General features: G+C 55.4%; 21 protein-coding genes and 1 rRNA gene. 14 read left to right on the plus strand and 8 right to left on the minus strand.

Annotation, left to right across the window (positions count from 1 at the left end; genetic code table 11):
• Positions 1-29: 29 nt before the first annotated feature.
• The 7 genes from yhdP to csrD all read right to left on the minus strand — a co-directional run bounded on the left by yhdP (position 30) and on the right by csrD (position 11,029).
• Positions 30-3,851, minus strand: a complete 3,822-nt coding sequence (gene yhdP, locus ABIB18_RS19480) for an AsmA2 domain-containing protein YhdP (protein WP_354475319.1) — start codon at positions 3,849-3,851, stop codon at positions 30-32.
• A 157-nt stretch (positions 3,852-4,008) separates the two neighbouring features.
• Entirely contained in the window at positions 4,009-5,478 is a 1,470-nt protein-coding gene (gene rng, locus ABIB18_RS19485; protein ID WP_046289276.1) for a ribonuclease G, read from the minus strand.
• The gene (locus ABIB18_RS19490; RefSeq protein ID WP_089561903.1) at positions 5,468-6,061 is read right to left on the minus strand and encodes a Maf family protein; all 594 of its coding nucleotides are present in this window, start codon (positions 6,059-6,061) and stop codon (positions 5,468-5,470) included. Before ABIB18_RS19490 ends, rng begins: the two co-directional genes overlap by 11 nt.
• Positions 6,062-6,069: 8 nt before the next feature.
• Positions 6,070-6,558, minus strand: a complete 489-nt coding sequence (gene mreD / locus ABIB18_RS19495; RefSeq protein ID WP_031375123.1) for a rod shape-determining protein MreD — start codon at positions 6,556-6,558, stop codon at positions 6,070-6,072.
• Positions 6,555-7,577, minus strand: coding sequence for a rod shape-determining protein MreC (gene mreC / locus ABIB18_RS19500; RefSeq protein ID WP_031375124.1), 1,023 nt, complete (start codon positions 7,575-7,577; stop codon positions 6,555-6,557). Before mreC ends, mreD begins: the two co-directional genes overlap by 4 nt.
• A 148-nt stretch (positions 7,578-7,725) precedes the next feature.
• Positions 7,726-8,769 carry a rod shape-determining protein MreB gene (gene mreB / locus ABIB18_RS19505; RefSeq protein ID WP_003855260.1) on the minus strand — a complete coding sequence of 348 codons (1,044 nt, stop codon included), beginning with the start codon at positions 8,767-8,769 and terminating at the stop codon, positions 7,726-7,728.
• A 310-nt stretch (positions 8,770-9,079) separates the two neighbouring features.
• Positions 9,080-11,029: an RNase E specificity factor CsrD gene (gene csrD, locus ABIB18_RS19510; RefSeq protein WP_354475325.1), complete on the minus strand. Its 1,950-nt coding sequence runs from the start codon at positions 11,027-11,029 to the stop codon at positions 9,080-9,082.
• A 285-nt stretch (positions 11,030-11,314) separates the two neighbouring features.
• On the opposite strand from csrD, the gene msrP reads away from it, so the two are divergent.
• From msrP to ABIB18_RS19580, 14 genes are all read left to right on the plus strand, one after another.
• Positions 11,315-12,319, plus strand: a complete 1,005-nt coding sequence (msrP, locus tag ABIB18_RS19515; RefSeq protein WP_069729024.1) for a protein-methionine-sulfoxide reductase catalytic subunit MsrP — start codon at positions 11,315-11,317, stop codon at positions 12,317-12,319.
• Positions 12,320-12,925 (plus strand): protein-methionine-sulfoxide reductase heme-binding subunit MsrQ, encoded by a 606-nt coding sequence (msrQ, locus tag ABIB18_RS19520; protein ID WP_031375126.1) that lies wholly within the window; start codon positions 12,320-12,322, stop codon positions 12,923-12,925.
• A 232-nt stretch (positions 12,926-13,157) separates the two neighbouring features.
• Positions 13,158-13,610, plus strand: coding sequence for a type II 3-dehydroquinate dehydratase (gene aroQ / locus ABIB18_RS19525; RefSeq protein ID WP_031375127.1), 453 nt, complete (start codon positions 13,158-13,160; stop codon positions 13,608-13,610).
• 25 nt (positions 13,611-13,635) lie between these two features.
• Positions 13,636-14,097, plus strand: coding sequence for an acetyl-CoA carboxylase biotin carboxyl carrier protein (gene accB / locus ABIB18_RS19530; protein ID WP_031375128.1), 462 nt, complete (start codon positions 13,636-13,638; stop codon positions 14,095-14,097).
• 11 nt (positions 14,098-14,108) lie between these two features.
• On the plus strand, positions 14,109-15,458 hold the full coding sequence (accC, locus tag ABIB18_RS19535) for an acetyl-CoA carboxylase biotin carboxylase subunit (protein ID WP_031375129.1): 1,350 nt from the start codon (positions 14,109-14,111) through the stop codon (positions 15,456-15,458).
• 72 nt (positions 15,459-15,530) lie between these two features.
• Positions 15,531-15,773: a YhdT family protein gene (locus ABIB18_RS19540; RefSeq protein ID WP_069729022.1), complete on the plus strand. Its 243-nt coding sequence runs from the start codon at positions 15,531-15,533 to the stop codon at positions 15,771-15,773.
• Complete coding sequence (gene panF, locus ABIB18_RS19545) at positions 15,763-17,208, plus strand: sodium/pantothenate symporter (protein ID WP_316554459.1); 1,446 nt, start codon at positions 15,763-15,765, stop codon at positions 17,206-17,208. Before ABIB18_RS19540 ends, panF begins: the two co-directional genes overlap by 11 nt.
• 16 nt (positions 17,209-17,224) lie before the next feature.
• Positions 17,225-18,106 (plus strand): 50S ribosomal protein L11 methyltransferase, encoded by an 882-nt coding sequence (gene prmA / locus ABIB18_RS19550; RefSeq protein WP_031375132.1) that lies wholly within the window; start codon positions 17,225-17,227, stop codon positions 18,104-18,106.
• 369 nt (positions 18,107-18,475) lie between these two features.
• Entirely contained in the window at positions 18,476-19,441 is a 966-nt protein-coding gene (dusB, locus tag ABIB18_RS19555) for a tRNA dihydrouridine synthase DusB (RefSeq protein ID WP_031375133.1), read from the plus strand.
• Between the two features lie 23 nt (positions 19,442-19,464).
• Positions 19,465-19,761 carry a DNA-binding transcriptional regulator Fis gene (fis, locus tag ABIB18_RS19560; RefSeq protein WP_003855228.1) on the plus strand — a complete coding sequence of 99 codons (297 nt, stop codon included), beginning with the start codon at positions 19,465-19,467 and terminating at the stop codon, positions 19,759-19,761.
• Between the two features lie 546 nt (positions 19,762-20,307).
• On the plus strand, positions 20,308-21,333 hold the full coding sequence (locus tag ABIB18_RS19565; RefSeq protein ID WP_031375134.1) for an amino acid ABC transporter substrate-binding protein: 1,026 nt from the start codon (positions 20,308-20,310) through the stop codon (positions 21,331-21,333).
• A gap of 69 nt (positions 21,334-21,402) precedes the next feature.
• Positions 21,403-22,581, plus strand: a complete 1,179-nt coding sequence (locus ABIB18_RS19570; RefSeq protein WP_069729019.1) for an amino acid ABC transporter permease — start codon at positions 21,403-21,405, stop codon at positions 22,579-22,581.
• Positions 22,582-22,596: 15 nt separating this feature from the next.
• A complete protein-coding gene (locus ABIB18_RS19575; protein ID WP_069729018.1) occupies positions 22,597-23,697 on the plus strand; it encodes an amino acid ABC transporter permease in 1,101 nt (366 codons plus the stop codon).
• A gap of 8 nt (positions 23,698-23,705) precedes the next feature.
• Positions 23,706-24,467 carry an amino acid ABC transporter ATP-binding protein gene (locus tag ABIB18_RS19580; RefSeq protein WP_031375137.1) on the plus strand — a complete coding sequence of 254 codons (762 nt, stop codon included), beginning with the start codon at positions 23,706-23,708 and terminating at the stop codon, positions 24,465-24,467.
• A 168-nt stretch (positions 24,468-24,635) separates the two neighbouring features.
• Here ABIB18_RS19580 and rrf read toward each other — a convergent pair.
• A 5S ribosomal RNA gene (rrf, locus tag ABIB18_RS19585) occupies positions 24,636-24,723 on the minus strand; the annotation flags it as partial.

Raw genomic sequence — 24,723 nt, forward strand, 5'->3', positions numbered from 1 at the left:
CCTGCGGTAATTCCGGTACCGCGTCAAATTCACTTGTTGTCAGTTTCACGCGGTTTACGCAGTACTTCATTGATTTCCGGTTTATCCAGCGGGCCACTGATGTGATAACGCAGCAGCGATATCCGGTTCCATACCGGTCCCAGAACTTTACTGGCGGCGAACACCGCCGCGCCAATCACCGGATTAACCACGAACGCCGCCGCGACACCGACCGAGGCAGAAATTTCCGGGGTGATGACGGCTTCTATATCGATCCGACGCTTAACCAGGTCCATATTGCCCTGCATGGCGATGTCCGCTTCCAGTCCATCAACCTGCAGGTTATCGGTGCGCATCACGCCATTTTCGATCCAGGCGGTACCGTTAATCGAATCAAAATAGAAGCCATCGTTAAAGGTGTCACTGAAATCGAAGCGCAGTTTGCGCAGCAGCGCGTCGAAGCTGAACAGACGCAGGATTTGTCCGGCGGTACCGGTGTTCACATCCGCAATCTGGCCTTTGCCAAAGTGGGTTTTCAGGGTGCCGCTCAGGGTTTCGGCTGACGGCTGCCACGGTGCCGCACGCCAGTGCAAATCGTAATCGATATTGAACGGCGCATCGCGCAGCGGGGTATTCACGCCAAACCAGTTGGTGGCGTTATTGATATTAGGCCCTTTCAGCGTGCCTTTCAGTGAGGTGCGCGGGTCATCGTGACGGTTAACCCATTCACCCTTAATTTTCAGCTGCGAGCTGCCGGTATCTACCGTGCCGTTAGTCAGTGCTAACGTATCGCCTTTCGGTTGCAGCGTCGCCGCGATCCGTCCATATTTCTGTCCCAGCACCCAGCACTCCGCGCAGCGCAACTGCAAGGCTGGCCAGCCGCTGAAATTAATCTGGCTGGCTTGCTGAGAGCTGGCGTTGCCGCCCTGCTGTGCCTCATGGTCCCATTGCGGATTGTAATAGAGGTAATCCAGCCCGATCTGCCACGGTGCCTTCGCGGCTATTTCCAGCTTACCGCGTATTTCCTCGGCGTTAATGCTGACCTGCGCATTGCCACCGGCCGTTTCTGCCAGCGTCGCGTCTACCGCATGCCACTGCTGCCCCGCCAGCGTTACCGCCGGGCTGCGCAGTGTGAGGTTGCCCGGCAGCGTCACGCCGCCTAGCTGACGTTCTCCGCCGCTGCCGCCAGCGCTACCACTTCCGCCAGCCATCATCGCTACCCAGGCTTCGCCATCCAGCGGTGGCAGATTAAGCACCATACCGGCATGATCGGGAAGCGCCGGCGTTTTCGCTGCGTCATTCAGCCAGATGCCGCGATCAACGCGTAAGGTCGGCTCCAGCAGCCAGCGGCTGTTAAACCGATGGCGTGCAGCCACGCTGCCACTGAGATCGAAATGCTGCAGGTCGCCGCTGGCTTTGATAGCAATCGGCATCGCCTCACCGGCCTTTTTATCCAGCGGTGAAGGTAAGCGACTGCTCACTTCTTTGCCATCGCCGTTCAGCTCTACTTCGTACCGCGCGCCGCCGCGATGCGGCAGCGTGATATCCACGTCGCCCTGCCACGGCAGATGTCCAGCGAGCTGGCGGCTTACGGTGGCAGGAATCTGGCTGATTTTAGCCGGTTGCCAGTCCCCCAGCAGTTTCACCTTAACGCCAAAATCATCCGGGTTCTCTTTGGTGCTGAAACTGACGCCCAGCGGCTGACCGAACCACCGCGCCTGCATCTCTTCACTCTCCAGATTACCGTTGTTGTAACGGAAACGACCGGTAAGGTTGGTCAGCGTGGTTTTTAGCGGCTTGATAAACAGCGCGTTATTGTTCATGACCACGTTACCGCTGGCATGGACCTGCTGACCATCAAGCGGGATATCGAGATTCAGGTGGCCCCGGGTGGTGCCTTTAATTTCCAGCTGCTCCAGTGCTGCGCCGAGTGACGCTTTCAGCGGCGTCTGCTGGAAGTAATCGGCGATTTGTTTCCCTTCTCCGCTGATGTCGCCATCAATAATCAGCTTCTCTTTCAGGTAGTCCGGGATAACGGCGCTAACCTTACGCGCCTCAACGTCGCCAAGGCGAGCGGTCGGGGCGTTCATCCATAAGCCATCGTTCAGGAAGTTAAGATCGATATCCAGATTGCTGAGCGCCGGCCATTTGGGCTGGAAGGCATAGGTCGCCTGGCGCAGCGGAACCCAGACCTGGAACATACCGTCGTTGTGCTTGAACGGGAATAGCGCCGGGTTACCGGCAAACAGCAGCGTGGCGTTATCCACTTTACCGCCCTTCACCGCTCCGCTCAGATAATGCGTCAGCCCGTTGCCCATCAATGGCACCGGGAAATAGCGCCAGGCATCGCCCGCATCGGTTATCCGGATACCAGCAAGAATGTCCAGCCGCGGCTCGCCTCCGCTGTTTTGCTGATAGCTGAAGTCACCCCGCGCCCAGAGCGAGCGCGCCTGCAGATCGAGGTTTTCGCCCGTCAACGTCAGGCCATGTTCATCGCGCTGCCAGCGCACGGCACCGGTAACCTGTTTAATCTCGAGCGGAGCCTGGAAAACATCGCCATAAGGCACGGTCGCCGCGCCCATATCAACGCTGACCTGGCCATGATTCAGGCTGCCACGCGCTTCGCCGCTTAAGTGACTGATGCCAGGCAGGAGCTTCCAGTGCTGCCAGCTGAAGTCGCGCCATTTCACCTGCAGACGGGTCTGGTCAGGCTGCTGTAACGGAATATCCAGGGCGAGGCCATCAATGGAGCCCTGCGGCCGCAGCGTACGCCAGTTCTCAAACAGCGCTGGCGAGAGCGGCGCAAACAGCGGCACGATCGGTGCAATATGATCCAGCGCCAGTTGGGTGGCGCGTACCCGCACTTCAGGCTGACCATTGGCACCCAGCATCTGCTTATCTTCCGGTCGCCATAACAGCGAGAAGTGACCGGCCGGCCACGGGTTGCCATCGGTGCTGAGGCGGGTTTGTGGCACATTCACCACCCAGCCGTTCTGGAAGCGCGACAGGTGCGCCGTCAGGCCGTCCACCTGCAGCGTATGCTGGCCCGTTTCGCCCTGCCAGCTGGCACCGCCGCGGCTCAGCAGCAGGTCACCGGCATAAATATCGCCGTCGCGCAGGTTAACCCAGGCAGCCAGGCTAAAACGGGCGCTGTCCAGCCGGGTATTATCCCGCATCCAGCGGCCCAGCCACGGACGCATATCCACGTCATCGGCCTGCATCCAGATGCGGCCATCATTCAGCAGGCCGTTGCTGTCATTAAGATCGAGCCGTACCTGAACCACGCCGTGCTGGCCGGTAAAGCTCGACAGGCTGACTTCACCTTCTGCCCGATGGCGGGTTTTCTCATTCAGCCAGGTGAGTCGCGGAATAGCCAGCTCGGCATGCTGCCCGGAAGGGGTACGAAAACGAATGGTGCTGTCACGCAGGTCGAAGTGGTCAAACTGGCGCAGGAACAGTTCATTGATTTGCGCCGGCCAGAAGCTGTTCTTCTCTTTGTCGCTGTCCAGCAGCGGGCGGTTGCTGTCGAGATGCAGCTGCCAGAAAGTGAGGTCGCGGAATTGCCAGCGCCAGTGCAGCAGGGATTGCCAGACGTCGAGCGCCAGATTGATGCGGGAGATGGTCAGCTTGCCGTTTTCCTGCAGATCGACGCTGAGATCCCGGACCTGCAGAGTGGGGCCAAAATTCTCCCACTTTCCCTGCAGCTGACTGGCGTGAACCGGCACGCCGGTGCGGTCCGAGACGAATTGCAGAAGGTTATTGCGATAGCTGTCGAGATGCGGCATCACCAGACGCAGCCCGCTGACCAGCAGCGCGACAATCACGATGATCGCGGCGACCAGCAGTAACAAGATCCTCGGCAACTGCCTCACTCACATCTCTCCTTGCCTTCCGTAAACGACGGATAGTTAGTTCTGTTACCCGGCCGTCTTCAGACAACTGCGCCGGAAAGACGCATGTTATCCCAGACAAGGGCGATTTTTTAGCCCGACGATTTGAGCAAAGCCGGTCGGGCTGACGGGTCTGATATTACATCATCACCACGTCAAACTGCTCCTGGGTATAGAGCGCTTCAACGTGGACTTTGACCTGTTTGCCGACAAAGATTTCGACCTCTGCCAGCGCATGAGACTCATCGGTCTTCAGCGCTTCGCCGACGGTCGGCGAGACGTAGACCAGGAAGCGGTCAGCATCATAGGCATGATGTACCCGCACAATCTCACGCATGATTTCATAACAGACCGTTTCAACCGTCTTCAGCGTGCCGCGTCCTTTACACACCGGACAATCTTCACACAGCACGTGCTCAATACTTTCACGCGTCCGTTTGCGCGTCATCTCCACCAGGCCCAGCGCCGAGAAACCACTGATGCCGGTCTTCACCCGATCTTTGCTGAGGGCGGTCTCCAGCGAGTGCAGCACCCGACGGCGATGCTCTTCGTTACTCATGTCGATGAAGTCGATAATGATGATGCCGCCAAGATTACGCAGTCGCAGCTGACGCGCTATCGCCTGAGTGGCTTCAACATTGGTATTAAAAATTGTCTCATCAAGATTGCGATGGCCGACAAAGGCACCGGTGTTGATGTCGATGGTGGTCATCGCTTCGGTTTGATCGATGATCAGGTATCCGCCAGACTTTAGTTCAACTTTGCGATCCAGCGAGCGCTGAATCTCATTTTCTACATCAAACAGATCGAATATCGGCTGTTTGCCATTGTAGAGCTCCAGCTTACCGGCCATTTCCGGAATATATTCACTGGTAAACTCCACCAGCATATCGCAGGTCAGACGCGAATCGACCCGGATGCGGTCCAGCGCTGCACCGGCGAAATCGCGCAAAATACGCTGGGCTAAGGCCAGCTCACCGTAGAGCAGACAGCGGGTCTGGTTGCGCTTTTTGCGCTCGCTAACTTTGGTCCACAGACGCTTGAGAAACGCTGCATCCTGCGCCAGCTCCTCTTCGCCGATGCCTTCTGCGGCGGTGCGGATAATAAAACCGCCCAGATGATCGCAATAGTCGGCGACCACCGCCTTAAGACGTTCGCGCTCTTTTTCACTGTCGATACGCTGAGAGACGCCCACGTGCGACGCGCCTGGCATAAACACCAGATAGCGCGACGGCAGTGTAATATCAGTGGTCAGGCGTGCACCTTTAGTGCCCAGCGGATCTTTCACCACCTGCACCACCAGATCCTGCCCCTGACGCACCAGCTCAGCGATATCGCGTACGATGAAGTTTTTCTTTTCATCACCCGCCACACATTCGGTGTGCGGCATGATGTCTGAGGCGTGCAAAAACGCGGCTTTATCCAGACCAATATCGACGAACGCGGCCTGCATGCCCGGCAGCACCCGGCTCACCCGGCCTTTATAGATATTACCGACGATACCGCGTCGGGCTTCGCGCTCAATGTGGATTTCCTGCAGTATGCCACCATCAATATAGGCAACACGCGTTTCAGAAGGCGTGACGTTAACCAGTAATTCAGCCGTCATGTTGACCCCTTACGGCACGCAGTGACTGAAAATGGCTGAGCAACTCTTCGGTCTCAACCAAAGGCAGTCCAACCACCGCGTGGTAGCTCCCATTAATTTTGCGGACAAAGTTCCCGCCCCTGCCCTGAATGCCGTATGCGCCGGCTTTATCCATCGGCTCACCGGTTGCAATATAGTCGGTGATATCGGAGGCGGTTAAGGTGCGAAATGTCACATCGGTGGTAACCACGCAATCCAGCGCCTGATGACGATCGGCCAGTGCCACTGCGGTCATCACCTGATGAGTCTGCCCGGAGAGCTTATGCAGCATTTCGGCCGCATGGACCGCATCGTGCGGCTTTTCCAGTACTTCACCGTTCAGCACGACGATCGTATCGGCACCCAGCACCGGCAGATCCTGCGCGGCAAGCCGGACGCCCGCCTGCGCTTTGTCATTGGCCAGGCGACGAACATAGTGTTCTGCCACTTCATTTGGCTGCCGCTGTTCTTCAACGTCAGTCACGATGCGCTCGAAGGTCAGGCCAAGCTGCGTTAACAGCTCACGCCGACGCGGTGAACCGGAAGCAAGATAAAGGGTTACCATAAATTTCCTTATTGAACAGCAAACTGACGACGAATCTTTCTCATGAGTAAGAATAGCCATGGCCAGAGGATACCGTCGACGACACTGCTCCAGAAAATTTCAGGTCGGAATGAAACGTTGATAACCAGGAATTCCGCCCAGAAGACAATCACATCCATAGCCAGAGACAGCACCATAACCATTAACGCTTGCTGCCACAACGCTAAGTTGCGGAATAACTGGAACTTAAAGGCGATCAGGTAGGCGATGATGCTGAGCGCCAGCGCACGCACTCCGAGGGTGGAGCCGGCGATCAGATCCATAATGGCGCCCATCAGGAAGCCGCTGCCAACGTTAACCCGATGCGGCAGGGCGAGCACCCAATAGATGAGGATCAGTAATAACCATGAGGGCCGGAACATATAAATCTGATCCGGCCACGGCATGATTTGCAGGACCAGCGCAACCAGGAAAGAGAGCCAGATGACCCAACGTCCCTGGCTGCGATATCGACTCAAGGCTGACCTCCGCGTGAACGCGAAGTACTGCCCTGTCCGGCACTGCTGCCGTTCGCCGGTGCCGGCGGACCCATCTGGGCGGCTGGCGCTGGCGGTCCCATTTCTCCGGCTGGCGGCAGAACCTGCGGCATCATTTGCATCAGTCGTTCGTTGGCGACGCGATGCACTTCATCCTGCGGCAGCGGCATATCGCCATTACGGTCGGCGCCCCACAGCAGCAGCAGATAGCGCAGACGCTGCAGGCCGGCGGTCGGATGTGCCTGAATCACGGTATAAGCGCGTTGGGTATCGACTTTAACCGAGGAAACCACACCCACCGGATAACCTTCCGGGAAGCGGCCGCCAATACCGGAAGTCACCAGCACGTCACCGACCCGGATATCAGTATTACCCGGCAGATGCTCAAGCTGGAGATCTTCGGTACAGCCATTACCGGCGGCAATGACGCGAATGTCATTACGCAATACCTGGATCGGCAGCGCGTGCGATGCATCGCAAATCAGCAATACGCGGCTGGTCAGTTGACTGACCGCAATCACCTGTCCGACCACCCCTTTATCACTGATGACCGGCTGACCTTCATAGACACCGTTAACGCTGCCTTTGTCGATCACCACCTGGTCGGTATAAGGGTCAGTGCCGGTCGAGATGACCTGCGTTACCATCTTTTGCTCATCCTGACGCAGCGGTGAACCCAGCAGTTCACGCAGGCGTGCGTTTTCCTGCTTGTATTGCCCCAGCATTAGCAGGTTACTGTTTTTCAGGAAGAGCTCGCGACGTAAGGCTTTGTTTTCCTGCTCAAGCTGCTGACGTGACGCCAGCGACTCCGACACGCCATCCAGAATCTGGCGCGGCCCATTGGCCAGGAAGTAAAACGGACTGACCGACGTATCCAGATAGTTGCGTATTTGGGTAAAAGAACCCACACGGCTGTCAGCAATGATAATGGCAATCGCCACGATGACGGCCAGGAAAAGACGCAACTGCAGGGATGGTCCCCTGCTAAAAATCGGCTTCATATAATCTGCGTGATCCTCGACGACAGGTAAGGAAACCCGGTATGACACCGCGCTTCCCTGAGCTGGACGCATTGCACCGGCGCATAGTGCGCCGGTTGACACGCGACTCCCTGCGCATCGTCATGACGTTCTCAGCCGGTTGAGGCAATTATTCTTCGCTGAACAAATCGCCGCCATGCATGTCGATCATTTCCAACGCCTTGCCACCACCGCGTGCCACACAGGTCAGCGGATCTTCAGCGACAACCACCGGAATGCCGGTCTCTTCCATCAGCAGACGATCCAGATTACGCAACAGCGCACCACCGCCGGTCAGCACCATGCCGCGCTCGGAGATATCCGACGCCAGCTCTGGCGGACACTGTTCCAGGGCGACCATCACCGCGCTAACGATGCCGGTTAACGGCTCCTGCAGCGCTTCGAGAATTTCATTGGAGTTCAGCGTAAAGCCGCGCGGTACACCTTCAGCCAGGTTACGGCCACGAACTTCAATTTCGCGAACTTCATCACCCGGATAGGCTGAGCCGATCTCATGCTTGATACGTTCTGCGGTAGCTTCACCAATCAGTGAACCGTAGTTACGACGCACATAATTAATAATAGCTTCATCGAAACGGTCACCACCAATACGCACCGACGAGGAGTACACCACGCCGTTCAGCGAGATCACCGCCACTTCTGTGGTACCGCCACCGATATCGACTACCATTGAACCGGTCGCTTCTGATACCGGCAGGCCAGCGCCAATCGCCGCAGCCATTGGCTCTTCAATCAGGAAGACTTCACGTGCGCCAGCACCCTGAGCAGACTCACGGATGGCGCGACGTTCTACCTGCGTGGCCCCGACGGGTACGCAGACCAGCACGCGCGGGCTGGGACGCATGAAACTGTTGCTGTGAACTTGTTTGATGAAGTGCTGCAGCATCTTTTCGGTGACGAAAAAGTCAGCAATTACGCCATCTTTCATCGGGCGAATAGCTGCGATATTGCCTGGCGTTCGGCCAAGCATCTGTTTTGCGTCATGACCAACGGCCGCGACACTTTTCGGTGAACCGGCACGATCCTGGCGAATAGCGACCACGGAAGGCTCGTTCAGCACGATGCCTTGTCCTTTCACATAAATCAGGGTATTCGCGGTACCCAGGTCAATGGACAAGTCATTGGAAAACATGCCACGAAATTTTTTAAACATACTAAGGGATAATCCTGCAAGCTGGGGGCGGAAAATAAAATCCGCTTACTTTACCAACCACACGAAGCTGCCACAAGGCGCAAAAACGTTCTGCTTCGGTGAAAAAAGACGCCAAATTGCGTTTAAGTCATCGGAACCGGCCATCATTGACAGCGGAATGGCGATAAGACGCCATCGGTGCCGGTTTTTATCGCCTTTCAGGCCTGGGTTTCCGACATAAAATCTAACATTTCCGGCAGCCAGTTTTGCGACCCGACCCGGACTCAAGGCTAAAAAAAGCCTGTGTCACCGTCAAAAAGGGCGCAATCCACTAAATACGGTAACGTTGAGAATACTTTTTCACATTACTGTTTACCGGCTGCGAAGGGGCAAAGAAGTCACCCTGTCCACCTGCCACTCCTAACGCCACCAGCGTTTGCCACTCCGCTTTAGTGCGGACGCCGACAGCAAACACCTGGGTATTGGTCGATTTACACACTTCCAGCAGGCTCTGTACAAACAGCTGATTTTCAGTGCGACGCTCAATATTGCGTACCAGACCGGCATCAAGTTTGATCAGTTCCACCGGCAGCTGGCGAATGTAGGCACTGCTGACCACGGTTAAACCGGCCTGATTAACCGCGACACGACAGCCAAATGCCTTAAGGGCGCGGAACACCGGCGTTAAACGGCTGATGTGTTGACAGACATCTGCCTCGGCAAGTTCAAATAAAAATCGCTTTCTTTGTCCTTTGGGGCATTGCAGCAACATATTCTGCAACCAGAGCACGAAAGATCGGTGCAGCAGCGAGTCGATAGTGACCGGTATCACCAGCGTCTCTTCCGGCCAGAGTTCAGATAAGGCGGCAATGCGGGTGACCAGCTGGCGATCCCAGCTATCGGCCATGCCGAGCTGCTGGACCAGCGGCATATATTCTGCTGCCAAAACCTCTTTATCACCATCAAAGATACGGGTCAGCATCACGCGATGCTGCACCTTGCCTTCCATATTGACGGCTGGTTTCTGGTACAGGCGCGGACCACCGCGACTGAGGGTGTTTTCCAGCAGGGTACGCCAGCGCACGCTTCCACGTCCGGCATCCTGAGGATTACCGGCTCCGTTGGTCCAGTTGTTGCCCCCTAACAGCGCCGCGCGTCGGGTCGCCATTTCGACATTTTCCATCACCTGCGGCACCGTCTGCCCGCTGTGCCAGGCGCTGATACCAATGTGAATAAGATCATCGCGATTGACCATTCGCATCGGCGGCAGCGAATCGACGGCGTTGATCAGCTGATCGGCGATGCTGTTGGCCTCTTTCAGGCTGCGATGCGGCAGTAGCACCGCAAAATCACTGCGGAAATAGCGCGCCAGCAGAGCACCGGGATAACGCAGCACAAAGGTGGAGAGCATGTTGACGATGTTAAACAGATACTCATCGATCAACCCTGGCTCCAGCGTTTCGCTCAACGTGTCCAGATCCGGCAGCCGTACCATCATGACCACGCCATGGGTACCGACATCCTCCTGATCCTCCAGCAGCGTGGCGAGCTGACTGTCAAAGAACAGGCGATTATTCAGACCGGTACGGCTATCCTGAGCAGCAAAGGTGCGGATCAGCGTATCGATACGCAAACGCTGTTCACCCGCTTCCTGTAAATCGGAGAGCAGTACATCCAGCGCGCGGCTCGCCCTGGGCGGCCACTCATCCAGATTACGTTTCGGAACTACCCCACGCTCACCGTCAATAATCGCCTCTGCGCGTATTTCCAGGTGCTCCATGCCGCGCCACTGGCGACGTAACCAGCGGTGCAGAATAAACAGCAGCAGGCTCATCACCAGCACCACCGTTGATACCGTGCCCATCGCATAGGTCCCGATAATGGAGCGCAGCCAGGTGCGGGCAGGATCGAGGGTGACCACCCGCACATGCACTCCAGGCTGATGGATTAACGGCACATCAAACTGGACGAAGCGATTGGGCTGATGGTCGAGCATCAGGTTTTCGTGACGGGAGAGAGAGAAAAAGATGTGGTCGCCGCTGTAGAGTTGAATCTGCTCGGCGTTGATAATCGGCATTAATCGGGTAATCCAGCTGTGCAGCTGGTCGGGCGACTGGATAAGCAGCGCCTGATCCACTTCGGTTGCCAGCACCTGCGCGCGCTGTTCGACCCGCTGATGACTGAACCAGAAAACGCTAAAAGCACAGCCCACCAGCATTAATAACATTGCCAGTATGCTAAGAAAGGTAATAAACGCAGATAGTTTTGTGGTTAATCGCATCCCTGTGCCTGTGTTACTGCGGTGATAACCGGATCGCCCACCCTTGTACCGTCAGCCTGACGAAAACGCGAGCAAAATAGCATAATTTGCGTTTAGCGACAGCGCCGTGACGACTGAAGCGGAAGTATATCGTCGGGAAAGGGGCGCTGGCGTTGATCCCAGCGCTTTTCGGTGCATTCTCATCGTCTCCGGCAGCCAGGAAATTTCACATTTTAACGGCGAAACTGGCTGCAATCGGTAATAGTCATCATGCTGGTCAATAAGACCACGGCTGGAGAGTGCACCATGAAGCGCAACACTGATCTGACGGAAGCCGACGTAACGCCGGAAAACATTTTTAATATGAAGCGCCGCCAGGTGCTGAAAACGCTGGGACTGAGCGCGGCGGCGATCGGTCTGCCGGGCGTAGCCAATGCGGACATTCTCAGCTGGTTCAAGGGCAACGATCGCCCGCCCGCCCCCGCCGGTCGGGCGCTGGACTTTAGCAAACCGCCACAATATCAGGCCGACCTGACCTTAACGCCGGCAGAGAAGGTTTCTGGCTATAACAACTTTTATGAGTTTGGTCTGGATAAAGCCGATCCCGCGGCCAATGCCGGCACGCTGAAAACCGATGGGTGGAAACTGACGATTGATGGCGAAGTGGCGAAACCGATCACCCTGGACATGGATGACATTTTCAAACGCTTTGCCATGGAGCAGCGTATCTACCGCATGCGTTGTGTAGAGGCCTGGTCGATGGTGGTACCGTGGGTCGGCTTTGAACTGAATAAGCTGATTTCTCTGGCCGAACCCACCAGCAAAGCGCGTTTCGTCGCCTTTCAGACGCTGTACGATCCTGAACAGATGCCGGGCCAGAAAGACCGTTTTATCGGTGGCGGGCTTAATTATCCCTATGTTGAAGGGCTACGGCTGGATGAAGCGATGCACCCTCTGACACTGCTGAGCACCGGCGTTTACGGTAAGGCGCTTCCGCCGCAGAACGGCGCGCCAATTCGCCTGACGGTGCCGTGGAAATATGGCTTTAAAGGAATTAAATCGATCGTCAAAATCACCCTGACCGAAAATCAGCCACCGACCACCTGGAATCAGATTGCGGCAGATGAGTATGGCTTCTATGCCAACGTTAATCCGCACGTCAATCATCCGCGCTGGTCGCAGGCTACCGAGCGCTTTATTGGCCCCGGCGGCAGCCTGAAAGTGGAGCGTCAACCTACGCTGCTGTTTAACGGCTATGCAGAGCAGGTCGCTTCACTCTATCGCGGACTCGACCTGCGGGAGAATTATTGAGTGGTACGCCTGTCGTTAAAACAGATCACCTGGCTCAAGGTGATCCTGCATCTGGCGGCACTGCTGCCGCTGGTTTATCTGATCCTGGCTGCCCTGCAGGGCGGATTAAGTGCGGACCCGGCGAAAGATATTCAACATTTTACCGGGCGCATGGCGCTGAAACTGCTGCTGGGCACGCTGCTGGTGTCGCCTCTGGCGCGCTATGGCAAACAGCCGCTGTTGATCCGGACCCGCCGTCTGCTGGGTGTCTGGACCTTTGTCTGGGCCTCTCTTCATCTGCTGAGCTACTACCTGCTGGAACTGGGTGCCGATAATCTGCGACTGCTCGGCAGTGAGTTAATTTCTCGTCCCTATCTGACACTGGGGATTATCAGCTGGCTGATACTGCTGGCCCTGACGCTGACCTCCTTCCAGCGGGCGCAGCGTAAGCTCGGCAAACGCTGGCAAACTCTGCATAACGCCGTCTATCTGGTGGCGATCCTGGTGCCGATTCACTACATCTGGTCGGTCAAAACCTTGTCGCCCCAGCCACTTATCTATGCCGGACTGGCCGCCTTGTTGTTAGCGTGGCGTTACAAAAAGTTCCTCAAATGGTGGCCTCGCTAGTCCTTCTGTGGTTGTTTTCCTCCCTGACTATCTGCTAAAAGATGTGGCCTTCGGGTCACATCCGATCATCTTCGCAGATAAGACCAGTATTTTGCTGCGAAATGACACGAAACGGATATAATGCCCGGCTTTATTGCAAAGCGGGTCTTGTTTTTCATCGTGAAAGGTGACAAATGGAGATTGGCAAGGTATTTTACGCGATGCCTCAATGATTGCGGGAGATGGCAGCAAGATGGCGCATAAATTACATATTCTGCTTTTAAACGGACCCAACCTGAATTTGCTGGGAAGCCGTGAACCTGACAAGTATGGTCACACCACGCTGCAGCAGATTGTGGATGATCTTACACGTCAGGCAGACCAACTGAATGTGGAGTTAAGCCACTTGCAATCCAACGCTGAGTTTCAGCTGATTGATCGCATTCATGAGGCCAAAGGCAATGTGGATTACATCATTATCAATCCTGCCGCGTTTACCCATACCAGCGTCGCGCTGCGTGATGCCCTGTTAGCGGTTTCGATTCCGTTTATTGAGGTTCATCTCTCAAATGTGCATGCACGCGAGCCCTTCCGCCATCACTCCTATCTTTCTGATGTATCTGCTGGCGTCATCTGTGGGCTTGGCGCTGACGGCTACACATGGGCTTTACAAACGGCAGTAAAACGCCTGTCTCAAACTAATTAATCAAACTGAGTACGGAACCCCACTCATGGATATTCGTAAAATTAAAAAACTGATCGAACTGGTTGAAGAATCTGGCATCTCCGAGCTGGAAATCTCCGAGGGCGAAGAGTCCGTTCGTATCAGCCGTGCACCTGCAAATGTTGGTTATCCGATGATGCAGCAGGCGTATGCTGCGCCGGTACAGCAACCTGCCCTGGCGACTGCCGTGGCACCGGTGGCTGCCATCGCAGAAGCAGCGCCCGCGGAAATCAGCGGCCACATCGTGCGTTCGCCGATGGTCGGGACTTTCTATCGCACCCCGAGCCCGGACGCAAAAGCCTTCATCGAAGTGGGTCAGAAAGTTAACGCCGGCGATACTCTGTGCATCGTCGAAGCCATGAAGATGATGAACCAGATCGAAGCCGACAAATCTGGTGTGGTGAAAGCCATTCTGGTCGAGAGCGGTCAGCCGGTCGAGTTTGACGAGCCACTGGTTGTCATCGAATAACGGGGCGGACCATGCTGGATAAAATTGTTATTGCTAACCGCGGTGAGATCGCGCTGCGCATTCTGCGTGCCTGTAAAGAACTGGGCATCAAGACTGTGGCGGTACACTCAAGCGCGGACCGTGACCTGAAGCACGTGCTGCTGGCGGACGAAACCGTCTGCATCGGCCCGGCGCAGTCAGTCAAAAGTTACCTCAACATCCCGGCGCTGATCTCCGCAGCGGAAATCACCGGCGCGGTGGCGATTCACCCTGGCTACGGCTTCCTGTCTGAGAATGCCGATTTTGCCGAGCAGGTTGAGCGCTCTGGCTTTATCTTTATTGGCCCGAAAGCCGATACCATTCGCCTGATGGGCGATAAAGTGTCCGCAATTAATGCGATGAAGAAAGCCGGTGTGCCAACCGTTCCTGGTTCCGACGGCTCGCTGACCGATGACATGGAAAAGAACCGTGCCTTCGCTAAGCGCATCGGTTATCCGGTGATCATCAAAGCCTCCGGCGGCGGCGGCGGTCGTGGTATGCGCGTGGTGCGCAGCGACAAAGATCTGGAACAATCCATCAACATGACGAAAGCGGAAGCCAAAGCGGCTTTCAACAACGACATGGTTTATATGGAGAAGTATCTGGAGAATCCTCGTCACATCGAGATTCAGGTACTGGCCGACGGTCAGGGCAACGCCATCTATCTGGGCGAACGCGACTGCTCAATGCAGCGTCGTCACCAGAAAGTGGTGGAAGAAGCGCCAGCGCCAGGCATCACGCCGGAACTGCGTAGCTTCATCGGCGATCGCTGTGCTAAAGCCTGTATTGAGATTGGCTACCGCGGTGCAGGTACTTTCGAGTTCCTGTATGAAAACGGCGAGTTCTACTTCATTGAGATGAACACCCGTATTCAGGTAGAGCATCCGGTGACCGAGATGATTACCGGCGTCGACCTGATCAAAGAGCAGTTGCGTATCGCTGCCGGTCAGCCGCTGTCGATCAAACAGGAAGATGTGATTATTCGCGGACATGCGGTTGAATGCCGTATCAATGCTGAAGATCCGGTCTCTTTCCTGCCAAGTCCGGGCAAAATCACCCGTTTCCACGCGCCAGGCGGTTTTGGCGTGCGCTGGGAGTCGCATATTTACTCCGGTTACAGCGTGCCGCCTTACTACGATTCCATGATCGGCAAGCTGATCACCTACGGCGAAACCCGTGAAGTGGCGATTGCCCGCATGAAGAATGCACTGGCGGAACTGATCATCGACGGTATCAAGACCAACATTGAACTGCAGATGAAGATCATGTCCGACGAAAACTTCCAGCACGGTGGAACCAATATCCACTATCTGGAGAAAAAACTCGGCTTGCACGAGAAGTAATCGCAACGCTGAGATAGTCTGAGGCCGGTTAATCCGGCCTTTTTCTTTTGCCGCTGGCGTTAAGGTTGAAACATGGATGCTCGTTTTATACAGGCGCATAAAGAGGCCCGCTGGTCACTCTATCTGACCCTGCTCTGGCTGGCCGTTTGGGGGCTTTCCGCCTGGCTGGGCGGGAGCGAAACGGGGATCACCGGCTTGCCGCGCTGGTTCGAACTTTCCTGCGTGTTTGCTCCCCTGCTGTTCATTTTTTTATGCTGGCTGATGGTCCGCGTGATTTTCCGCGACATGTCTCTGGAGGATAAAAATGAATTTTGAAATTATCCTGCCTTTATTAATTTATCTGGTGCTGATTGCCGGACTGTCCGTCTTCGCGGTCCGTAAACAGCGTCAGGGCAACTTTCTGACCGAATACTTCCTTGGCAGCCGCTCCATGGGCGGGTTCGTTCTGGCCATGACTCTCACCACCACCTATATCAGCGCCAGCTCATTTATTGGCGGGCCCGGTGCCGCCTACAAATATGGTCTGGGATGGGTTTTGCTGGCGATGGTTCAGGTTCCTGCCGTCTGGCTATCACTCGGCGTGCTGGGCAAGAAATTCGCTATTCTGGCGCGTAAGCACAACGCGGTAACGCTGAATGACATGCTCTATGCGCGTTATCAAAGTCCGCTGCTGATCTGGCTGGCCAGCCTGAGCCTGCTGGTCGCGTTCATCGGGGCCATGACGGTGCAGTTTATCGGCGGTGCGCGGTTACTGGAAACGGCAGCAGGCATCCCCTATGACACCGGCTTACTGATTTTCGGTGGCACCATTGCGCTCTATACCGCCTTTGGCGGTTTCCGTGCCAGCGTGCTCAATGACGCGATGCAGGGCGTGGTGATGCTGGTCGGCACGTTCCTGCTGCTGTTCGCCGTGATCCACCAGGCAGGCGGACTGGGCACCGCAGTGCAAAAGCTGCACGCTATCGATCCGCAGTTGCTGTCGCCGCAGGGACCAGGCGAGATCATTACCCCGACCTTTCTGAGTTCGTTTATCGTGCTGGTCTGCTTTGGCGTAATTGGCCTGCCCCATACTGCCGTGCGCTGCATCTCCTATAAAGACAGCAAGGCGGTGCATCGGGCGATCATTCTGGGCACCATCGTGGTGGTGGTCCTGATGCTGGGTATGCATCTGGCGGGTGCGCTGGGCCGGGCCATACTGCCCGATCTGACGGTGCCGGACCGGGTGATCCCGACGTTAATGATTACCGTGCTTCCGCCGCTGGCGGCCGGGCTGTTTCTGGCGGCGCCAATGGCGGCGATTATGTCGACCATCAATGCCCAGTTGTTGCAGGCATCCGCTACGCTGATTAAAGATCTCTATCTGCGCGTGGCACCGCAGCAGATGGAAAATGAGCCGCGGCTGCGACTGTTGTCTGGTGCCATTACCTTTGCGCTCGGCATCCTGTTGCTGATCGCCGCCTGGAATCCGCCCGATATGATTATCTGGCTCAATCTGCTGGCGTTTGGTGGCCTGGAAGCAGTCTTCCTCTGGCCGCTGGTGCTGGGCCTTTACTGGGAACGCGCCAATGCTGCGGGCGCGATTACCGGCATGGTCACCGGTGGCGGCTGTTACGCGTTTCTGGCGAGCCTTAACCTGCAAATCATGGGTTTCCACCCGATTGTGCCTTCCCTGCTTTTAAGCCTGCTGGCATTTTTAGTCGGCAACCTGTTTGGACGCGCGCCGCAAACTGCCGACGCGCCGCAACACTGAATGTAAGAGAGACGTTATGCCGTGGATTCAAATCAAGATAAACAGCTCGGGTGAGCACGCTGAAACGCTGAGCGATGTGCTGATGGAGACCGGTGCTGTTTCGGTCACTTTTCAGGATACCCATGACAACCCGGTCTATGAGCCGCTGCCGGGTGAAACCCGCCTGTGGGGCGATACCGACGTTATTGGCCTGTTCGATGCAGAAAGCGATATGGCGGCCATCGTCGCTGAACTGGCGCAACATCCGCTGTTAGGTGCCGATTTCCGGCACAAGATCGAACAGATCGAGGATAAAGACTGGGAACGCGAGTGGATGGAAAACTTTCACCCGATGCGTTTTGGCGAGCGGCTGTGGATCTGTCCAAGCTGGCGCGATGTGCCGGATCCAGAGGCGGTGAACGTGATGCTCGATCCGGGCCTGGCGTTCGGCACCGGCACGCATCCGACCACGTCGCTGTGCCTGACCTGGCTGGATGGGCTGGATCTGACCGGTAAAACGGTGATCGACTTTGGCTGTGGCTCTGGGATCCTGGCGATCGCTGCGCTGAAGCTCGGTGCGGCGCAGGCGATTGGTATCGATATCGATCCACAGGCGATCCAGGCCAGCCGCGATAACGCTGAGCGCAATGGCGTCTCCGATCGTCTGTCGCTCTACCTGCCCCACCAGCAGCCGGAAAACCTGCAGGCGGATGTGGTGGTCGCCAATATCCTGGCAGGCCCGTTACGCGAGCTGGCACCGCTGATTAGCGTACTGCCGAAGCCAGGTGGCCATCTGGGACTTTCTGGTGTACTGGAGAGTCAGGCGGAGGGCGTCTGTGAAGCCTATGCAGCGCAGTTCGCGCTTGACCCGGTGGCCGTCAAAGAAGAGTGGTGCCGGATTACCGGTGTGAAAGCCTGAATCCGCGAAGTGCGGTCGTCGCCTGAACGCTCTTCAGGTCAATGCTGAAAGGGCTTAACAGCATATTCAGCCAGCCCGTAGCGTAAGTTGCGGGCTTTCTGCATTCTCAATGGTTGCTTGTATCGTTAATCACGGCATGTGACGTTTATTATCTGGCTAACGCATCTGCTTTTTCGGAAAAACGTTTGCTCACAATTTCAGCATAAATCTCTAATCCAATGATATTTAAGCTTAATTTGTAAGTCGAGTGGTAATGACCCGGATTTCATTGATCTTTCTTGCCAATTGTTCAAAGTTTGGCCTTTCATCTTCCGGAAAAAATGCGTAATATACGCCGCCTTGCAGACACAGTATGGCCATTCTGACTTCATGCGTATTGGAAACCTCCAGCTGAGAAATCGACTGATTGCAGCACCGATGGCCGGGATTACCGACAGGCCATTCAGGACGCTGTGTCATGAAATGGGTGCAGGCATGGCGGTCTCTGAGATGTTGTCTTCGAACCCGGAAGTCTGGGCCAGCGACAAATCTCGTTTACGTATGGTGCACAGCGATGAGCCAGGCATTCGCGCCGTGCAAATCGCCGGTTGCGATCCCAGCGAAATGGCGCAAGCTGCACGGATTAATGTTGAGGCCGGTGCACAGGTTATCGACATTAATATGGGCTGCCCTGCCAAGAAGGTTAACCGCAAAATGGCGGGTTCAGCCTTGCTGCAATATCCCGCCGTGGTGGAGTCAATCCTCTCCGCAGTGGTCAATGCAGTGGATGTGCCGGTAACACTGAAAATTCGTACTGGCTGGGATCCTGAAAACAGGAACTGTGTCGCGATTGCCCAATTGGCTGAACGCTGTGGTATTCAGGCTCTGACGATACATGGCCGCACTCGTGCCTGCCTGTTCAACGGGGAAGCTGAATATGACAGCATTCGGACAGTTAAGCAGAGTGTTTCTATTCCGATTATCGCGAATGGAGACATAACTGACCCGCATAAAGCCAGAGCGGTGCTCGACTATACAGGGGCCGATGCTCTGATGATAGGACGCGCTGCTCAGGGAAGACCGTGGATCTTCCGGGAAATCCAGCATTATCTGGACACTGGGGAGCTGCTTGCCCCGCTGCCAATGGCAGAGGTCAAGCGCTTGCTTGTTTCGCATATACGTGAGCTGCACGACTTTTACGGTTCAGGCAAGGGATACCGTATAGCGCGAAAGCACGTCTCCTGGTATCTGCAGGAGCACGCCCCGAATGACCAGTTTCGGCGCACATTCAACGCCATTGAGGATGCCAGCGAACAGCTGGAGGCGTTGGAGGCATACTTCGAAAATCTTGCGTAACGAAATAAAGAGCTGAAAGAACTATGTTCGAACAACGCGTAAATTCTGACGTACTGACCGTTTCTACCGTTAACTCACAGGATCAGGTAACTCAAAAACCTTTGCGTGATTCGGTTAAACAGGCACTGAAGAACTATTTTGCTCAACTGAACGGTCAGGATGTCAGTGACCTATATGAGCTGGTTTTGGCTGAAGTCGAGCAGCCTCTGTTGGACATGGTGATGCAGTATACCCGTGGCAACCAGACCCGTGCTGCCCTGATGATGGGTATCAACCGCGGTACGCTGCGTAAGAAATTGAAAAAATACGGCATGAACTGATTCTGGTTCTGTCTGTTAATTACGCCAGCCTTCGGGCTGGCGTTTTTATTTGTGCGCTGTTCCACAAAGCGTCGGGAAAACGAGTGAAACAGTTATCGTCAATATGGTAACTATAGTTGCAATCGCTGACGTGATATTTCACTGCCTCGCTTTCTTAACCTTCTCTTCTGACGCCTCCGGCCCGCCGCGTCTGTCCGCCAGCTATTCCCGGCCAGCACTGGCTTCTGTGATCCTGTACGCCTTTCAAAGCAAAGCCTCTTCTACGTACATTTCCGCCTGAGCGATGGCTCACATTGCTTCCATATAGTGAAACTAATTGCACTAAATGTGATCGGGTCGACTCGCATTGCTTCCTTTTGGTGCGCGATATTAGCGGAACTTTCAAATCACTTCCGATTATTAACCGTACTTTCATGAGAATTCAGGCTTCTGCAAACCTGGCATCAGCTTTGCAGAGTCGTGAATGGCTGACCGCCACAGACAGGAAAAACGCACATTAAAGTGCGCAAACATAACAACATGATTCTCCTCCACACAGGATGCTTTATGAAAAAGATGATGCTCTCTACGCTGGTTGCTGCGGCCTCGCTGTTGGCCGTTGCTCAGCAGGCTCACGCCGGCACGACGCTGGATGCGATAAAGAAGAAAGGCTTTGTCCAATGCGGTATCAGTGATGGCTTACCTGGCTTCTCCTATGCAGATGCCAGCGGCAAATTTACCGGTATCGACGTTGACGTCTGCCGCGCGGCGGCCGCAGCCGTGTTTGGCGATGCGACCAAAGTGAAATATACCCCGCTGACAGCCAAAGAGCGTTTCACTGCGCTGCAATCCGGCGAAGTCGACATCCTGTCGCGCAATACCACCTGGACCTCCTCACGTGATGGCGGCATGGGTTTCCTGTTTGCGGGCGTCAACTATTACGACGGCATTGGCTTCCTGACTCACCAGAAAGCCGGGCTGAAAAGTGCTAAAGAGCTGGACGGTGCCACCGTCTGTATTCAGGCAGGTACCGATACCGAACTGAACGTGGCTGACTTCTTCAAAGCCAATAAGATGCAGTACACGCCGGTGACTTTTGACCGCTCTGACGAGTCCGCCAAGGCGCTGGACAGCGGTCGCTGCGATACGCTGGCCTCTGACCAGTCTCAGCTCTATGCGTTACGCATTAAACTGGGCAAACCTGATGAATTTATCGTGCTGCCGGAAGTGATCTCAAAAGAGCCGCTGGGCCCGGTAGTCCGTCGCGGTGATGATGACTGGTTCACCATCGTTAAATGGTCGCTCTACGCCATGCTGAACGCTGAAGAGATGGGCATTTCATCGAAAAATGTTGATCAGATGACCGCCAAACCAACCACGCCAGATATGGCACACCTGCTGGGTGCTGAAGGTGATTTTGGTAAGGATCTGAAGCTGGACAATAAGTGGGCCTACAACATCATCAAGCAAGTGGGCAACTATCAGGAAAGCTTTGATCGTAACGTCGGTAAAGACAGCGCCCTGAAGATCGCTCGCGGTCAGAATGCGTTGTGGAACCAGGGCGGCATTCAATACGCACCGCCAGTACGTTAAGTCTCCCTCGCCAATCGGGCACCGTATTCTGCGGTGCCCTACCCCAGCTTTCGTTACTGAGGTTTCAACATGTCACAACGCCCAACCGTGAAAAGGGATTTTTCATTCGGTAATCCCACGGTTCGCGCCTGGCTTTATCAGTTAATAGCGATAGTCGCGGTGCTTGGTGTGGTGGGTTATCTGGTTCATAACACCATTATTAACCTGGCTAACCGCGGTATCACCTCCGGGTTTGGATTTCTTGAGCGCACTGCCGGTTTCGGTATCGTTCAGCATTTGATTGATTACACCGAGGGAGATACCTACGCCCGCGTGTTTATGGTCGGATTAACCAACACCCTGCTGGTCTCTGCGCTCTGTATCGTTTTTGCTTCTATTCTCGGTTTCGCTATTGGTCTGGCGCGCCTTTCCGACAACTGGCTGCTGCGGAAACTCTCGAATATCTATATCGAAACCTTCCGTAATATTCCGCCGCTGCTGCAGATCTTCTTCTGGTACTTTGCGGTGTTACGCAATCTGCCGGGCCCGCGTCAGGCACTGAATGCCTTTGACCTGGCGTATGTCAGCAATCGTGGCTTATACGTCCCGTGGCCAACCTATGCGCCCGGTAGCTGGCCGTTTGTGATCGCGCTGCTGCTGGCGATAGCCGCCAGCTATGGGCTGTACCGCTTTAACCGTAAGCATCAGTTGAAAACCGGCCAGCTGCGTCGCTCGTGGCCGGCGGCTATCGCGATGCTGATTCTGTTCCCGCTGATTGCGCATCTTGGTTTTGGCGCGGCGACCCACTGGGACGTGCCACAGCTACGCGGTTTTAACTTCCGCGGAGGCTCGGTGATGATTCCTGAGCTGGCGGCGCTGACCCTGGCCTTGTCGATCTATACCTCGTCATTTATTGCTGAGGTGATTCGCTCAGGAATTCAGTCGGTGCCGTACGGGCAGCATGAGGCCGCCCGATCGCTGGGCCTGCCTAATCCGGTGACCCTGCGACAGGTGATTATCCCGCAGGCGATGCGTGTGATCATTCCTCCGCTGACCAGCCAGTATCTGAACATCGTGAAAAACTCCTCACTGGCTGCCGCCATCGGGTATCCCGATATGGTGTCGCTGTTTGCCGGGTCGGTACTCAATCAGACCGGACAGGCGATTGAGACCATTGCTATCACCATGGGCGTTTATCTGATTATCAGCCTGCTGATTTCACTGCTAATGAACCTCTACAACCGCAAAATCGCGCTGGTTGAGCGTTAAGAGAACGGGATGACTATGTCTGTTACTACACATGAAACGCCCCCCGTCCCGACGAATCTGGCGAGTCGCGCCTGGCGTTGGGCGCGTAAGAATTTATTCTCCAGCTGGTTTAATTCCCTTCTTACGCTGTTTTGCATCTGGGTCATCTGGCACGTGATTCCGCCTGCGCTGAACTGGCTGATCTTTCAGGCTAACTGGTTCGGTACTACCCGAGCCGACTGCACCAAAGAAGGTGCCTGTTGGGTGTTTATCCATGCCCGTTTCGGTCAGTTCATGTATGGACTCTATCCGCATGAACTGCGCTGGCGAATTAACCTGGCGCTGGTGATTGGGCTGCTGTCGATCGTTCCGATGTTTATTAAAAGCCTGCCGTATCGTGGACGCTACATCGCGCTCTGGGTGGTCGTTTATCCGGTGATTGTCTGGTTGCTGCTGTATGGCGGCTATCTGGGACTGGATCGGGTCGAAACCCGTCAGTGGGGTGGATTAACCCTGACGCTAATTATCGCTTCGGTCGGGATTGCCGGCGCCCTGCCGCTGGGGATTTTACTGGCGCTGGGACGTCGTTCAAAGATGCCGGTGGTGCGTACGCTGTCGATTATCTTCATCGAGTTCTGGCGCGGCGTTCCCCTGATCACCGTGCTGTTTATGTCATCGGTGATGCTGCCGCTGTTTATGGCTGAAGGCACCACCATCGACAAACTGGTACGTGCGCTGGTTGGGGTGATTTTATTCCAGTCCGCCTATGTCGCTGAAGTGGTGCGGGGTGGTTTGCAGGCGCTGCCGAAAGGTCAGTATGAGGCCGCCGAGTCACTGGCGCTGGGCTACTGGAAGACGCAGATGCTGGTAATTCTGCCGCAGGCCCTCAAGATGACCATCCCGGGTCTGGTGAATACCATCATTGCGCTATTTAAAGATACCAGCCTGGTGATCATCATCGGCCTGTTCGATCTGTTCAGCAGCGTCCAGCAGGCTACCGTCGATCCGACGTGGCTGGGCATGTCGACCGAAGGTTATGTCTTTGCCGCGCTGGTCTATTGGATTTTCTGTTTTAGCATGTCGCGCTACAGCCAGTATCTGGAAAAGCGCTTTCACACCGGGCGTAAATCGCACTGAGGTTTTACATGACACACTCTATGACACACTCTTCCGACGCGTTGATGATTTCGCTTGAGAACGTGAATAAATGGTACGGGCAGTTTCACGTACTGAAAGACATCAACCTGCAGGTTAAACCCCGCGAGCGCATCGTGCTGTGTGGCCCATCGGGCTCCGGTAAATCGACCACTATTCGCTGCATAAACCATCTTGAAGAGCATCAGCAGGGACGCATTGTCGTCGATGGTATTCATCTGAATGATGATGTGCGCAACATTGAGCGGGTTCGTACCGAAGTAGGCATGGTCTTCCAGCACTTTAATCTGTTTCCGCATCTGACCGTGTTACAGAACTGTACGCTGGCCCCTTCCTGGGTCAGAAAGATCCCGAAGAAAGAGGCCGATGAGCTGGCGATGCATTATCTGCAGCGAGTGCGTATTGCCGAGCATGCGCACAAGTTTCCTGGCCAGCTCTCCGGTGGTCAGCAGCAGCGTGTAGCCATTGCCCGATCGCTCTGCATGAAGCCAAAAATTATGCTGTTCGATGAACCGACGTCAGCGCTCGATCCTGAGATGGTGAAGGAAGTGCTGGATACCATGATCGGCCTGGCTGAAGATGGTATGACGATGCTGTGTGTTACTCACGAAATGGGCTTTGCCCGCACCGTTGCCGACCGGGTGATCTTTATGGATCGGGGTGAGATCGTTGAAGTAGCGCCACCGCAGGAGTTCTTCGCTCATCCTAAATCAGAACGTACCCGTGCCTTCCTGTCGCAGGTGATTCACTGATTTAGCGTGCAAGCTCTTATCACCCGGCCTGGTGCCGGGTTTTTTATTGCCGGCAAAACAGGCTCTTGCTGAATGCGGTGGTTAGCAGCGGGGAAAGAGGAGGAATTCTGGCGGTTGCCACAACGAAAAAAGCCCTTCGCATACGCGAAGGGCTTTCTCTTATTTGATGCCTGGCAGTTCCCTACTCTCGCATGGGGAGACCCCACACTACCATCGGCGCTACGGCGTTTCACTTCTGAGTTCGGCATGGGGTCAG

The organism is Pantoea sp. UYEF8 (genome assembly GCF_040546285.1).
GTDB classification, from domain to species: Bacteria; Pseudomonadota; Gammaproteobacteria; order Enterobacterales; family Enterobacteriaceae; genus Pantoea; species Pantoea brenneri.